At 60.7% G+C, this 13,045-nt stretch carries 9 protein-coding genes and 3 pseudogenes; 4 read left to right on the top strand and 8 right to left on the bottom strand.

Annotation, left to right across the window (positions count from 1 at the left end; translation table 11 throughout):
• Nucleotides 1-36: 36 nt before the first annotated feature.
• The 6 genes and pseudogenes from BX604_RS37705 to BX604_RS37730 form a co-directional block, all read right to left on the bottom strand.
• Nucleotides 37-208: pseudogene (locus BX604_RS37705) on the bottom strand (SOS response-associated peptidase family protein); the annotation flags it as partial.
• Nucleotides 209-613: 405 nt separating this feature from the next.
• Nucleotides 614-1,033, bottom strand: a pseudogene (locus BX604_RS37710) (SOS response-associated peptidase family protein); the annotation flags it as partial.
• 65 nt (nt 1,034-1,098) lie between these two features.
• Nucleotides 1,099-1,392, bottom strand: a pseudogene (locus BX604_RS37715) (IS3 family transposase); the annotation flags it as partial.
• A gap of 197 nt (nt 1,393-1,589) precedes the next feature.
• Nucleotides 1,590-2,684 (bottom strand): NAD-dependent epimerase/dehydratase family protein, encoded by a 1,095-nt coding sequence (locus BX604_RS37720; RefSeq protein WP_098557181.1) that lies wholly within the window; start codon nt 2,682-2,684, stop codon nt 1,590-1,592.
• Between the two features lie 191 nt (nt 2,685-2,875).
• Entirely contained in the window at nt 2,876-3,766 is an 891-nt protein-coding gene (locus tag BX604_RS37725) for a LysR family transcriptional regulator (RefSeq protein WP_098557183.1), read from the bottom strand.
• Between the two features lie 64 nt (nt 3,767-3,830).
• Nucleotides 3,831-4,667, bottom strand: a complete 837-nt coding sequence (locus BX604_RS37730; protein WP_143748206.1) for a hypothetical protein — start codon at nt 4,665-4,667, stop codon at nt 3,831-3,833.
• Between the two features lie 595 nt (nt 4,668-5,262).
• On the opposite strand from BX604_RS37730, the gene BX604_RS37735 reads away from it, so the two are divergent.
• Nucleotides 5,263-5,844 carry a carboxymuconolactone decarboxylase family protein gene (locus BX604_RS37735; protein WP_098557363.1) on the top strand — a complete coding sequence of 194 codons (582 nt, stop codon included), beginning with the start codon at nt 5,263-5,265 and terminating at the stop codon, nt 5,842-5,844.
• A gap of 48 nt (nt 5,845-5,892) precedes the next feature.
• The gene (locus BX604_RS37740; RefSeq protein WP_098557189.1) at nt 5,893-6,609 is read left to right on the top strand and encodes an SDR family oxidoreductase; all 717 of its coding nucleotides are present in this window, start codon (nt 5,893-5,895) and stop codon (nt 6,607-6,609) included.
• Nucleotides 6,610-7,326: 717 nt separating this feature from the next.
• On the opposite strand, the gene BX604_RS37745 is transcribed toward BX604_RS37740, so the two are convergent.
• On the bottom strand, nt 7,327-8,745 hold the full coding sequence (locus BX604_RS37745) for an aldehyde dehydrogenase family protein (RefSeq protein ID WP_098557365.1): 1,419 nt from the start codon (nt 8,743-8,745) through the stop codon (nt 7,327-7,329).
• Nucleotides 8,746-8,847: 102 nt separating this feature from the next.
• On the opposite strand from BX604_RS37745, the gene BX604_RS37750 reads away from it, so the two are divergent.
• Complete coding sequence (locus BX604_RS37750; protein ID WP_179894969.1) at nt 8,848-9,753, top strand: LysR family transcriptional regulator; 906 nt, start codon at nt 8,848-8,850, stop codon at nt 9,751-9,753.
• Nucleotides 9,754-9,992: 239 nt separating this feature from the next.
• Here BX604_RS37750 and BX604_RS37755 read toward each other — a convergent pair.
• A protein-coding gene (locus tag BX604_RS37755; protein ID WP_098557195.1) for an IS3 family transposase occupies nt 9,993-11,167 on the bottom strand; the annotation gives its coding sequence in 2 pieces (ribosomal slippage) (nt 9,993-10,897 and nt 10,897-11,167; 1,176 coding nt in all).
• A gap of 451 nt (nt 11,168-11,618) precedes the next feature.
• Here BX604_RS37755 and BX604_RS37760 point away from each other — a divergent pair.
• Entirely contained in the window at nt 11,619-13,007 is a 1,389-nt protein-coding gene (locus tag BX604_RS37760) for an MFS transporter (RefSeq protein ID WP_098557198.1), read from the top strand.
• The last annotated feature ends 38 nt before the right edge of the window (nt 13,008-13,045 follow it).

Raw genomic sequence — 13,045 nt, forward strand, 5'->3', positions numbered from 1 at the left:
TGTTGACTTTCAACGAACGCTTCACCTGTACCCCGTTTACATTCCCGCTTGCGCCGGTGCGGCGACCATCTCGTCCGCTGGATAGAGCTGCAGCATCGCGCGCGGCTTCTACGTTCGACGTCGTCAACCATTCTTCCCAGTCGTCGGGCCGCAGGATCACGACCGACCGTTTCTCGTCGAACGGCTTGTGCATGTGGGACGCGAGCGGATACCTTCCACTGACGGGACCGCGTTTGCGAAATACGGAGAACAATCCACAAATGCGGCGGCCCAATCGATCTGAAGTCTTGAAGGAAAAAGCCCGCATTGAGCGGGCTTAACAGAGCCAACAGCACGATGGCGCTCACAAACCATTCGTTTACCCTACGCGATTATTTCTAATTTCGTACGGAATTGCGGGATGCATTCAACAATTATTTCACAATATTGTGCGGGGATCTATACTACGCATGCACCACCCTCGTGCCAAGAGAAGGTGCTTTTTGCCCCTACCACCGCCCCTCGTGTGGTAGGGGATTTTTTGGCTACGCGACTAGAATATAAGCCTTGTGGCAATTTGATGATGTAGACGAAAGCCTCCAAACGGGATTGGGGAGATTCCGGCGTAACGGAATCACTTGGGCTCCGCCGCCATATCCTCTGACGGATAGAGCTGCAGCATCGCTCGGGCAACCTCGACGTTCGGCGTCGTCAACCATTCTTCCCAGTCGTCGGGCCGCAGGATCACGACTGACCGTTTCTCGTCACCTGGCCGATGCATATGCTTCATGATCGGGTGCTCGTCGCCGTTGACCGTGATCATTGCCATGGTGTGCTGCTCGGTGCCATCCGGGTGCTGCAAAGTACGCCAGATGCCGGTGACGCACATCGTCGGGTTACTGACCACGCCGATCTTTTGCCACACGCAGGGACCGGGAATCCGCTTCCCGTCGTTGTCCTGCCGCGCCTCTGGATAAGCCGGCCCTATCACATATCGCGCTGGAATCAGATAGCGGCATCCTGACCGCCAAGCCAGCCCGTACAGCGGTGATTTTCAAAAAGTCTTCGTGCAAGGTAACTGTGTCCGCGCAGGGCCAGAACACTACTCCGCATCGAATATATGGTCGCCACGACCAGTGGATCGACTGGTGTACTGAATGCCTTGAGGGTGAAGGTGAAGCAGCGCCCGTGATTAACATAGTGCTCGACTGCTACGCTCTTCTGTTCTTCTGAGTACTTCGGCTTTACGCGAACATACTCTTTCTGCAGATCGCCACTCTTCTCGAATGCTTCACACCACGCCTTGAGAGAATTTTTCGTCGGGTAACCCAACTGGCGGATCGTGGCCTTGATGCGCTTGCCGAGTTTCAGGTACAGCTCGACCGCCCGAAGGCGGTCTTCGTATGAATACATGGACTACCTCCAAAGTAGTCCAAGATTTTGTCCGCATCCCCTTTGGGTCAGTTCTGCGTGGACATCAACATCCGGGGGCTTCAGCCATCCGCCGCGCTGCGCGCGACAACGCAATACACGCAGCGAGTCTCGCACCTACGCCCCCCGGTCCCCACCACGCCAACGACTCGACGCGGCGATTTGTCCACGTCGACTTGTCACAATGCGGGCGGCAGGAGTTTCCGGTCTATGAAAGACTGGAGCGCGTCGCAAAATGCGTCTCGGGTGTCGACGGCCGCATTGAATCCTGCTTTACGAAGCTTGATGGTGCTGACGAAAGCAACCGGGCCCGCCGGTGCGCCGTATGCAAACGCAAAGTCGGCATGCTGATCGCCCTGTCTGACGAACGCCTGGAGATCGCCGCTCGCAAGGCTGTACTTCTCGACGATCTTCGCCCACACGTCAGCATTGTCCCGAATGTATTGCGCGATGCTCACAGGTTCATCGGCTCCGACTTTCACGCCCAGCGTCTTCGCCATCGCGGGCCAAACGCTCCGCCATTCGAAGACATCTCCGTTGGTGACATTGAAGATCTCGTTTGCCGCCTGTCGGGATTGCGCCGCCCACACCATCACCTGGCCGACGAGGTCGGCGTCGGCCATTTCCCACACGAACGATGGGCCACCCGGAAAGCCGAATGCTTCGCCCTTTTCACGGCGGATAGCCGCGTAGACGCCGATGGCAGGCAGCACGTTGAGCGCGCCAGCCGTCTTCCCGGTGACAAGTTGCGGGCGTAGCACGGTGTAGGTGAAGCCGTACTTTTCCCCTGCGTCGCGGACATAGTCCTGTTGGTCGAAGAAGAAGTTTGCGTGATTGTCGCGTGGGTCGCTCTCACGCGCAGGAATAGCGATAGGGTGAAGGTGCACGCCGTATGCCTTCGTCCCCTGCAGGATAGACACGTGCTTGAGCGTCGACTTCCCTGCAACGAGAGGTTCGATCACGTTGCGCAGCATCGCAATGTTGACCTCGACCTGCCCTGGGTTCGACCAGCCGCTCACCAGATCTTCCGCGTTCTCGTAGATCGCCGCATAGGCAACGTGCGTGACGCCGTCGAGCGCGGACAGCGCTTCACGGGCGGCGTTCTCATTGCGCAAGTCCGCCGGGATAAAGTCGAAGTCGCGGCCGCTCGGCAGTTTCGGCTTGCGTCTGGAAATGCCTGCAACATCCCAACCTGCAGAGAGGAAGCCTTCGATAGCGGCTACGCCAATGAGTCCGCTTGCACCCACCACCAGAACCTTATTGCTCGTGTTCATTCCGTTGCTCCGATTCGATCGTTCATGTACTCGCTCAAAGCTTTTGCGCCGCATATCGTGCGCTATGTTTGAGTGACTTTCCGACATCCAGTCGGTTAAACGAAATTTAGTCTTGAGCCGGAGTTGGCAGTAGCAGGCGGCACGGAATTTCGGTTATTCCATTGAGCAATGGGTTTGGCCGATACGACTTGCTATGACGCCTGAGCGAGCGTCTCTTCCACGAAATCAACGAATGCGCGCGCTCTCGCCGTCACCAGCCGCCCTGACGGAAAGACGGCCCACAGATCGAGCGCGGGTAAAGTCCAGTCGGTCAAAACGGCTTTGACCTTGCCCGACGCCAGATCGGGAGAAAACATCCAGCGCGACGCAACGGCAAGCCCCATTCCGCTGAGGACCGCCGTCCGTATTCCTTCGGCCGCGCTCACGCGTATGCGTCCTGATACCGTCACGTCCACGTCGACACCGTTCCTGCTGAACGTCCACGATTCACCGCCGCCTCGCTGGGAATAAACGATTGCTTGATGCTGGCTCAGGTCGGCGGGCGTCGTGGGCACGCCGGCACGCCCGAAATATTCGGGCGTGCCAACGACGAGCCGGGGGCTACGGCCGATGCGCCGCGCCGTCATGGTGGAATCGGCCAGCGATCCCATCCGCAAAGCCAGGTCCAGGCCCTCTTCCAGCAGGTCGATGTTGCGATCGTCGAGCCTCAGGTCAATTTCCAGCTGCGGATGCCGGCTCATGAGGGCATCCAGTGCCGGTAGCACGTGAAGACACGCGAACGTCACCGCCGCGCTCACGCGCAGCGTGCCTGATACGCTATCGGACGCATCGCGAACCAGCTGCTCGGCCTCGTCGGCCTCCCTGATCGCGCGCTTCGCACGCTCATAGAAACGCTGGCCGGCGTCCGTCATCGTCAGACCTCGCGTCGAGCGCAAGATGAGCCGCGCACCCAGTCGCTCTTCGAGTTGCGCAACGGCCTTCGAAATGGCGGGCTGCCCGACATTCATCCGCTTTGCGGCCGCCGAAAACGATCCCGCCTCGGCGACGCTCACGAAAATTTCCATTGCAGCCAGTCGATCCATACTGGGCTTCCCTTACATGTTTCGCGGTAGTCATTTCGCCGCCCGCGGCATGCGCAACGACTAGTCAGTCGCCGAAAAATTCGATCGCCTGCCCGTTCAGCCGAGGATGATCGACGACCATGCCGAGGCAGTGCCCGCTTTCATAGTCGAACGCGATCACGCCATCCTGCGAGGTGCAATACAGATGGCCGTCCGGTCCGAACCGCAATCCGCGCGGACGGCGAAACGGCAAGTTGTCCGGAGCAGAAAACACCCGCGCCAGTGCCCCGCTGCCTGCGTCGTATTCTCTAACAGATGTAATAGCTGCGGGTGAGCCGAACGGAAACTCGCTCGACACCAGAATATTACCCTGAGGCGCGATAGCGAGATCCAGTGGACTCATTGTGTCGTCGGCTGCGAATGCCCCGATCCGTCGCATGTTGCCTGGCGCGAACCGCAGAATCGTATTTTCGCCGCGTCCGTCCGGTCCGACACCCGACGCGAGGAACAGCGCGCCATCGCAGGCGAACGCGAAGCCGCGCGGAAACGGGACAACGCCCGGCTGCAGTATGGGCGTGCCGATCCCGTCGAGATCGGGCGGGAATGCAGCAATGGTTCTTTCTGTGCGCAGTCCCACGTAGTAGCGTTCGTCCGGGCCAAGATTGCCGCCACCGGCGTTCAGGTTCGGGATATTGCACGTGTCGTACTGAACTTCGCCTCGCGGGTCGAGCGCGAGAATGCGGTCGTCGCCGCTGTTCACGTAAAGTAACTGGCGGTTCGCGTTCACGCGAAGTCCACGCGGATCGACAATACGCAAGTCGTTGCTGAAAGCGCCTTGCGCCGCCCCATCTATCGAGAACGCCAGAAGCTGACCGTATCCATCGCCGTTCGCGCCGCTGGCACTCGTCACCAGTATCTTCATGTCGCTGCTCCTTTTGCACATTGACCGCCGTAATTGCCGCTCAGCGCGCGACGAACATGGTGCGTCGACGGCAGACATCCGGCCCTGCACCGTTACATGACCCGACGCGCCGATCATGCCTGGATGTCCAGCTTCGCGACAGGCGCGCATCGGGAATAATTGACATTCCGCCGAGGCATGGCGATCCGGTCTTGGATCACGAGATGCCCGCGCGGAATGACTGTTATCGCTGGCAGTCGTCTTCCGCACCGCCACCCGGCGGTCGTGATTCGCTCATCTTGAACGCCCACCAGAGGGATGAACGAATGAACAAGCTCTTCAGTCGTATCCACGTCGGACCTTTCGAACTCAATCATCGTGTCGTTCTGCGCCTGTCGCCAAGCGGCACATAGCGGATAAGGTGGCGGCACGAGATGGCCGGGCGCCGCAAGTAGGTTGGGCGTGCCGACGCAGGTGATGGGAACGGGGATATTCTGCGGTGCCGAGGTCGCGGGTCCATTCCCGCGAGGAATGACAGTTATCGACACCGCCTGTCTTCTTGTTGCGTGCATTGCGCCTCATCATCTGCTCACCGTCAACCAACGAGGAGCAGATGATGACTTCCTTCGAATCTTTCACGATCGACACCGCACCTGCAGAGTCGAAGCCGACTCTTGAAGAAGCGAAGCGTACATTCGGTTTTGTGCCGAACCTCCAGGCGCACATGGCCGAATCACCGGAACTGCTCGCCGGCTATACGGCGCTATGGGATCTCTTTGCGAAAAGCACGCTCACGCCTCACGAGCAGCAGGTCGTCTATCTGACGTCGAACTTCGAAAACGACTGCCACTACTGCATGGCGGGCCACAGCACGCTCGCGAAGATGATCCAGATGGAGCCTGCAGTGGTCGCCGCGCTTCGCGCGGGCACGGCTTTGCCGGACGCGAAGCTGGAGGCGCTCCATCGCTTCACGACGATAGTGGTGCGCGAACGTGGATTCGTTCCGGACGCGGAAGTGGACTCTTTCCTCGCGGCCGGTTATACGCGCCGCAATGTGCTTGAGGTGGTTCTCGGTGTCGCGACCAAAGTCATGAGCAACTACACGAATCACATCGTCCATACGCCGTACGACGCTTTCATGAAGGGCAACGAGTGGACGAAGCCCGAGCATGTGTCTGGCAAGCAATCTGCCGCGTGAGCAGGACGCGCCGCAGCGTGGGGCGCTTCAATTTTTAAAGGGCATCTTATGAACAATCGGACCTTCCTGATCACCGGCGCGACCAAAGGCATCGGTCGCGCGTTGAGCGAGCGGCTAGCGCGCGCGGGCCATCGCGTCGTCGGACTGGCGCGCCAGAACGCTGCGTACCCCGGCGAACTTGTCTGTGTCGATCTGGCTGACCGCGATGCTACCGACGCAGTCCTCTCGGACCTGACACAGCGTTACCGCTTCGACGGTGTCGTCAACAACGTCGGTCTCGTCAAGCCCCAGCGTCTCGGCGAGATTGACCTGAGCGAACTCGATGACGTGCTCGCGGTCAATCTGCATCCCGCAGTTCAGACCGTTCAGGCGTTGCTCCCTGGCATGCGCTCGCGGGGCTGGGGCCGGATCGTCAACATCTCAAGCCTGACGATTCTTGGCATGACGCAACGCACGGCTTACGCGGCAGCGAAGGCGGCGCTGGTGAGCTTCGCGCGCTCGTGGGCGCTTGAATTGGCTGACAGCGGCATTACGGTAAATGCCGTTGCACCCGGGCCGACTGAGACCGAACTGTTCCGGGCGAACAATGCAGCGGGCAGTGAGGGCGAACGGCGCTACCTGTCTGCCATTCCTATGGGACGATTCGGCAAGCCCGAAGAAATCGCGGCGACGGTAGCATTCCTGCTGTCGGATGAGGCCGCGTTCACGACCGGACAAACGCTGTACGTGGATGGTGGCGCATCAATTGGCAAGAACGGTTTCTAACCGCGCTCCCATGCAATATCGGGAATGGTTTGCAACCCACTACGCGAGGGCCGTTCGATTAGGATATTTTCGAAGGAGGACAACGCCTCGTTCGGAGCATCATCAGGCAACGGATGTCCACCGGATAGTCCTTAACCCGCAATATGGATCGATCGTCAAACTGGCACATTCGGTACCGACCTCTTGTTGCGAAGATCGACACGCAGGCTGTTCTATTCCGGCGTAGCGTGTGATGAGGTGACGGCAACGAGCGAGGACAGAATGGCTTTTCCCGGTTGAGTTGCAGACGTTCAGATGTACCAGGCCGCGGCGGCATGAACGGCGCCTCATGGCCGGCTAGCTGCGCCCGACGCGGCGGACCGTCATCGACCCATCTCGGTCATACGGACTTTTTTTAGCAATGTCCGCTTCACTCCTTTGATCGGGTAACCGGATGGCCGATTCGAAGACGTTGGCAGGCGGCGTCATAGTGATCAACACCTAAAGGTACCCGGATGGGTCTTGGCGCGACGTTATAGGGTAGCGATCCGCTCAGACATCGAGCATGTCCCACTCGTCGCCGAGCCTGAGCGATCGGGTAACCCTTGTGCCAGCCGGCAGGCCCGGACGCGTCGTGCGTTGCTGTCCGGTCGCGCGAAGCGCAGCAGACGGGGTAGACCTGCTGGAGCGGTTTCGCCGGCCAGCTAGTCCATTGGGGTAGCCAAGATTTCATGCAGCTCAGTTTGTAAGCAAGGTCTTCGGTTCCAGGTAGGCGCTCATACCCCATCTGCCCATTTCCCGCCCGAGCCCTGAATGCTTGAAGCCTCCGAATGGCGCGCGCGGCTCATGGGCCAGCGTGTTGACGAGCACCCGGCCCGAATCAATCTGGCGTGCCACACGTTCGCAGCTCGCCGGGTTCTTGCCCAGCACCAGCGCACTCAGGCCATAGCGTGTGTCGTTGGCAATGGCGATTGCGTCCGCCTCGTCCTCGTAGGGGATGATCGTAAGCACAGGCCCGAAGATCTCCTCGCGCGCGATGCGCATCTGGTTGTTGACATGCGTAAAGATGGTGGGCTTCACAAACCATCCGGCGCGCATTCCCTCGGGCCGGCCTTCACCGCCTGCCAGCAGCGTTGCACCTTCTTCCTGTCCGATTCGGATGTAATCCTGTACCCGCTCCCATTGCTTGCGGCTCACCATCGGGCCGATGTCGGTGTCGGCATCGCGCGGGTCGCCAGACCTGACGTGCGAAACAGCCTCCTTTGCCACCCGCTCGAACTCGGCCAGGCGGCTGCGCGGCACCAGGATGCGCGTGCCCGCGATGCAGGCTTGACCACTGTTCATGAACCCTGCCTGAAGTACGAGTGGCATGACGGCCGCAAAGTCCGCATCATCGAGTACGACAGTGGGCGACTTTCCACCCAGTTCCAGTGTCACGCGTTTCATCGTAGCGGCGCCCGCGGTCACCAGATGTTGGCCCACGGCAGAGGAACCCGTGAACGAGATCTTGGCGATGCCGGGGTTGCGCGAAATCTCTTCGCCGACGACATCGCCGCGGCCATTGACGATGTTGAATACGCCCGGAGGCAGGCCCGCTTCGTGCAACGCTTCGGCGATGATCTGCGTCTGCATCGCGCTCATCTCGCTGGGCTTGATGACGGCAGTGCAACCGGCTGCGAGCGCGGTGGCCAGCTTGTTGCAGATGAAACCCGCGTTGCTGTTCCAAGGTGTGATCAGACCCGCAACGCCCACGGGCGTTTGGATCACCTTGGCCGCGCCGACGCACTCCTCGAATGCGAAGGATTCGAGGGCATCAATGGCTTGGGCAATGACGTCAGCAGGATAAGTTGCCATCCAGCGCCCCCGTACCAACGGCGCGCCGTATTCCGTCAAGATGGCTTCCATCAGCTCATCTTCACGCGCCGCTACGGCCCGTCGCATGCGCTGCAGCGCAGAGATACGCTCCTCGCGCGTAGTGCGTGACCAGGCAGGAAATGCAGCCTGGGCCGCCGCGATGGCGCGCCGCGCGTCCTGCTCATCGCCCAGCCGTACCTGACCGATGACTTCCTCGGTGCTCGGGTTGTGGAGGTCGAACCATTCCTGGCCGTGTGGCGTGACGAATTCGCCGTTGATGTAGATGTGCTCAATGCGGTGCATGTCGGCTTCCTCTGAGTGTGATGCAATGAAGTCTAGGATTGGTTTATTGTTCTGATAAGCCATCTTGTGACGGATGATATATCCGCAATTTCAGGACAATCCATGCACAGAACAGGAATGACCGAGCTGGAGGCAGTTCTGGCTGTCGCGCGCCGAAGCAGCTTCCGAGGCGCTGCGCAGGAACTGGGCATGTCCACCACCGCAGTGAGCAGCGCCGTGGCCGGGCTGGAGGCGCGCCTGAAGGTGCGTCTCTTCAATCGCTCGACGCGCAGCGTGGCCCTCACCGATGCGGGGCAGCGCTATGTGGAGCGCATCGCCCCGGCGTTGGCGGAAATCCGAAGCGCCGGCGAAGAAGCGGGCACCGGCCCCGACGTGCCGAGCGGTACCCTGCGCATCAATGCACCGCAGGGCGTCGCAACCCTGCTGCTGGAGCCGCTTTTCAACCCCTACGCCCAGCGCTATCCCGAGGTACGGATCGACATCATGAGCGAGTCACGCATGATCGACGTCGTGGCCGAAGGATTCGATGCAGGTATCCGCCTCGCCGAATCCGTGCCGCAAGACATGATCGCCGTGCCGCTTTCGCGCGACGTCCGCATGCTGGTGGTGGCAACGCCTGAGTATCTGGAGCGCCACGGCACCCCTGGACACCCGCGCGATCTGCTCCAGCACCAGAGCATCGGCATGCGTATGTCCCACGGTGGCATCTATCACTGGGAGCTGGAGCACAAGGGCCAGAAGCTCCAGATGGATCTGCCAGTGCGCATCGCACTCAATGAATTGCTGGCCATCAAGCAGGCGGTCCAGCTCGGACTGGGCATCGGCTTTATCTCCGAATGGTTCATCGAGGAAGAGTTGAAGACTGGCGCTCTGGTGCCCGTGCTGGTTCCGTGGTGCCCGTCGTTTGGCGGACTGAGACTTTACTATTCAGGTCATCGCTTCGTGCCCGCACGGTTGCGCGCCCTTGTTAGCCTGGTCCATGAGTTGCGCTTGGCTGAAGCGCCGTAGCGAGAGACGTATCGACCAAGCTGACGAGACAATTCGCCAAGCGGCGCCTTCTGCCCCATGCGCTCACTTCAGGACACGTCGTTAAATTCCCCTACTTCTGGCGGGCTAGTGTCCGGTCTTGAATTGTTGCCGGACGTCGACCTTCATTACGTCGATGGCTGTACCTGGCCGAGAGCCGACGGATTCCACCGCCCCCCGAGGAACACTGAGTTCAGACGGAAATCGTGGAGGCCAACGGGTTAAGCAGCGATCTGATTCAGATAGAAACGCTGCGTGAACATGACGGGCGATTGGTAGTTCAGACGCGCCTGCGTGCGTTGCCGGTTGTAGAAGATTTCGATGTATTCGGTGATCGCCAAGCGTGCCTGCTCGCGCGTGGCGAAGCGTTGATGATAGACCAGTTCGTTCTTCAACGTTCCCCAGAAGGATTCGATCGGGGCGTTGTCGTAGCAATTGCCGCGGCGGCTCATCGATGCCCGCATATCGAACTGGCTCACGAGCGATTGATAGGCCAGCGCACAATATTGCGACCCGCGGTCGCTGTGATGAATCGGGCCTGCCGGCGGCCGTCTGGTCGCGACGGCGCGAAACAGCGCCTGCATGACCAGATTTTTCGTCATCCGTTCGCTCATCGCGTAGCCAACGATTTCACCGCTGTATAGATCCTTCAGGCCGGCAAGATACAACCAGCCCTCGTCTGTCGCGATATAGGTGATGTCACCGCACCAGGCTTGATTGGGCGCCGTCACCGAGAAATCCTGGTTCAGCAGATTCGGCGCGATAGGCAGGTCGTGCCTCGAATTCGTGGTGGCCTTGAACCGGCGCTTCTGCTTGCAGCGCAGCCCCAGTTTTCTGCGCAGCCGCCTGATCCGGTGCACGCCGATTCGCACGCCACGGTCCTCGAGATGTTGCTGCAGGCGTTCGGGCCCGAAACTTTCCCGGGTTCGCTGATGGGCCGCGAGCACCTCTGCTTCCAGGCGAGGCTCCTGTTTCGTTCTTTCGGATGGCTTGCGATTGCGCCACGCATAGTACCCGCTCACCGATACGCCCAGCACGCGGCACATCGGCGGCACCGGATCGTCCCGTCGCATGTGTTCAATCACGCCGTACTTCACCGCGACTCCTTCGCGCAGTACGTTGCGAATTTTTTTAGGAGATCGCGCTCCATTTTGACCTCGGCCAATTCACGCTTGACTTGCGCCAGCTCGACTTCCATTTCCGTCAGTGGCTTCTGGTGCCGACCGACATCTTTCAGCTTGCCGGCCTTCGCCGCGCGCACCCAGTTCGCCAGCGTCTTGATCGGGATCGACAGCCGCCGGGAAGCTTCCGATACCCCAACACCTTCAGTCAACGCTAGCTTAACCGCTTCGTCGCGAAGCTCCTTCGTATAGACCGCTCTTGGAATTCGATTCATTCATGCCTCCGTTTCTCGATTTTACGAAACGTTGGCTTCCATTTTTTCCGGCTGGCCTCACGGAAAACCCGCATGCTTTCGATGTAATCCATGACCGCATCTCAATGACGAATTGAAATGGAATTGTCACGATCGCATCCTCTCGTCGCTGATGGTCAGGCGGCGACTGACAATGTCCGGCTTGTCGTTGGCTACCGGCTCCACTCGGGCAGCGTACGCAACCGGCAACATCGTGCCACATTCGAACGGGAGGGGTTTCGGAACGGGCCAGACTTCGAGAGCCGGCACTCAGGAAGTGCCAAGGCAACATGCCGATCTATAACGTTTCTTTGTCACGGTAAACGGAATTTCTTGTTGGACGCCGATTTTCGGCGATCGAACACTACGAGGCATCGCGTCGAAGGTCGACCGACTCAATACAAGCCCCCGATTTTCACCGCAGGAGACAGCCATGGCGGCAGCAGGAAGATCCATCAACGTCCGGGAGTTCATCGACGACCGCGCGGTCAGCCCATTTCAGTGGCTCGTCGGGTTCCTGACGTTCGTCGTGATCTCGCTGGACGGCTGGGATACCGTCATCATCGGCTTCGTCGTGCCCGAGCTTATCAAGGAATGGGGCGTCACCAAGAACGCACTCGCGCCGGTGCTCAGCGCCGCGCTGTTCGGCCTGGCGGCCGGCGCGCTGCTCGGCGGGCCGATTGCCGACCGGTTCGGGCGCAAGCGCGTACTCGTCGCCAGCGTGCTGATCATCGGCCTCGGGACCCTGGCCACCGCGCACGCGACGTCGCTCGGCACGATGCTGCCGATCCGGTTCGTCACCGGCCTCGGCCTCGGCGCCGTGATGCCGAACGTCGTGACGCTGTGGTCCGAGTACGTGCCGGAACGCCGGCGTTCGTTTCTCGTGACGGTCGTGTACAGCGGGTTCACGGTCGGTGCCGCGCTGTGCGGCTTCATCGCGGCATGGATCATTCCGGCTTACGGCTGGCGCACGATGCTCACGGTCGGTGGCGCGCTGGCCGTGGCATGCGTGCCGGTGCTCATGCTGTGGCTGCCGGAGTCGGTCGCGTTCCTGACGGTTCGGAACGAGCACCCTGAACGGATTGCGAAGATTCTTTCGGCAATCGGGCGCACGCTCGTGCCTGCCGATACGCATTTCTTCCTGCCGACGCAACCCAAGGTGAAAGGCGGCGCGATCGGCACCATCCTGTCGAAACGCTACATCGCCGGCACGGTCCTCATCTGGCTCTGCTATTTCGTCGGGCTGTTCGTGCTTTACCTGCTTTACAACTGGCTGCCCACGATGGCGAAGGACGCCGGCTATACGACCGCCCAGGGGGCGATCCTGGTCGGCTTCCTGAACTGGGGCGGCACGCTGGGTTCGATCGCGATCGGCTGGCTGATGGATCGCTTCGATCGATACCGGATGATCGCCGCGAGCTTTTGCCTGGCCGCCGTGTCGCTGTGGGCCGTGCACGGCATGCAGTCGACCTTCTGGGCATTGCAGGTCCTCGCCTTCGCGTGGGGATGGTTCGTGCCCGGCACCAATACCGGGATGAACGCGTTGACCGCGCGCTTCTACCCGACCGTTGCACGCTCGACCGGCCTGAGCTGGATGCATGCATTCGGGCGGCTTGGCGCAATCGGCAGCGCGTTCGCCGGCGCAGCCATCCTGAGCGCGGGACTGGGGCTCGGCCAGATCCTCCCGATCATGGCCGTCGCGCCGCTGACCGGCGCGGTGGCCGTGCTCGTCATCGCGCGGCTCGTGAAGCGCTGGGCGCTTGCCGACGAATCGGCGACGGCGGCCGAGCCTGTAACGGCAGAGATTTCGCCCAATACCTGACGAGACACCGACCCCGGGGCACCGGAAGCGCGGGCGTG

Origin of the sequence: Burkholderia sp. JKS000303, from assembly GCF_002563755.1 — a bacterium.
Classification (GTDB): Bacteria; Pseudomonadota; Gammaproteobacteria; order Burkholderiales; family Burkholderiaceae; genus Burkholderia; species Burkholderia anthina_B.

What these genes read in the sequence shown, in the direction of transcription:
- BX604_RS37760 (WP_098557198.1), top strand. Translation starts at nt 11,619, where the DNA reads ATGGCGGCAGCAGGAAGATCCATCAACGTCCGGGAGTTCATCGACGAC.
- BX604_RS37735 (WP_098557363.1), top strand. Translation starts at nt 5,263, where the DNA reads ATGACTTCCTTCGAATCTTTCACGATCGACACCGCACCTGCAGAGTCG.
- BX604_RS37750 (WP_179894969.1), top strand. Translation starts at nt 8,848, where the DNA reads ATGCACAGAACAGGAATGACCGAGCTGGAGGCAGTTCTGGCTGTCGCG.
- BX604_RS37730 (WP_143748206.1), bottom strand. Translation starts at nt 4,667, where the DNA reads ATGAAGATACTGGTGACGAGTGCCAGCGGCGCGAACGGCGATGGATAC.
- BX604_RS37725 (WP_098557183.1), bottom strand. Translation starts at nt 3,766, where the DNA reads ATGGATCGACTGGCTGCAATGGAAATTTTCGTGAGCGTCGCCGAGGCG.
- BX604_RS37720 (WP_098557181.1), bottom strand. Translation starts at nt 2,684, where the DNA reads ATGAACACGAGCAATAAGGTTCTGGTGGTGGGTGCAAGCGGACTCATT.
- BX604_RS37745 (WP_098557365.1), bottom strand. Translation starts at nt 8,745, where the DNA reads ATGCACCGCATTGAGCACATCTACATCAACGGCGAATTCGTCACGCCA.
- BX604_RS37740 (WP_098557189.1), top strand. Translation starts at nt 5,893, where the DNA reads ATGAACAATCGGACCTTCCTGATCACCGGCGCGACCAAAGGCATCGGT.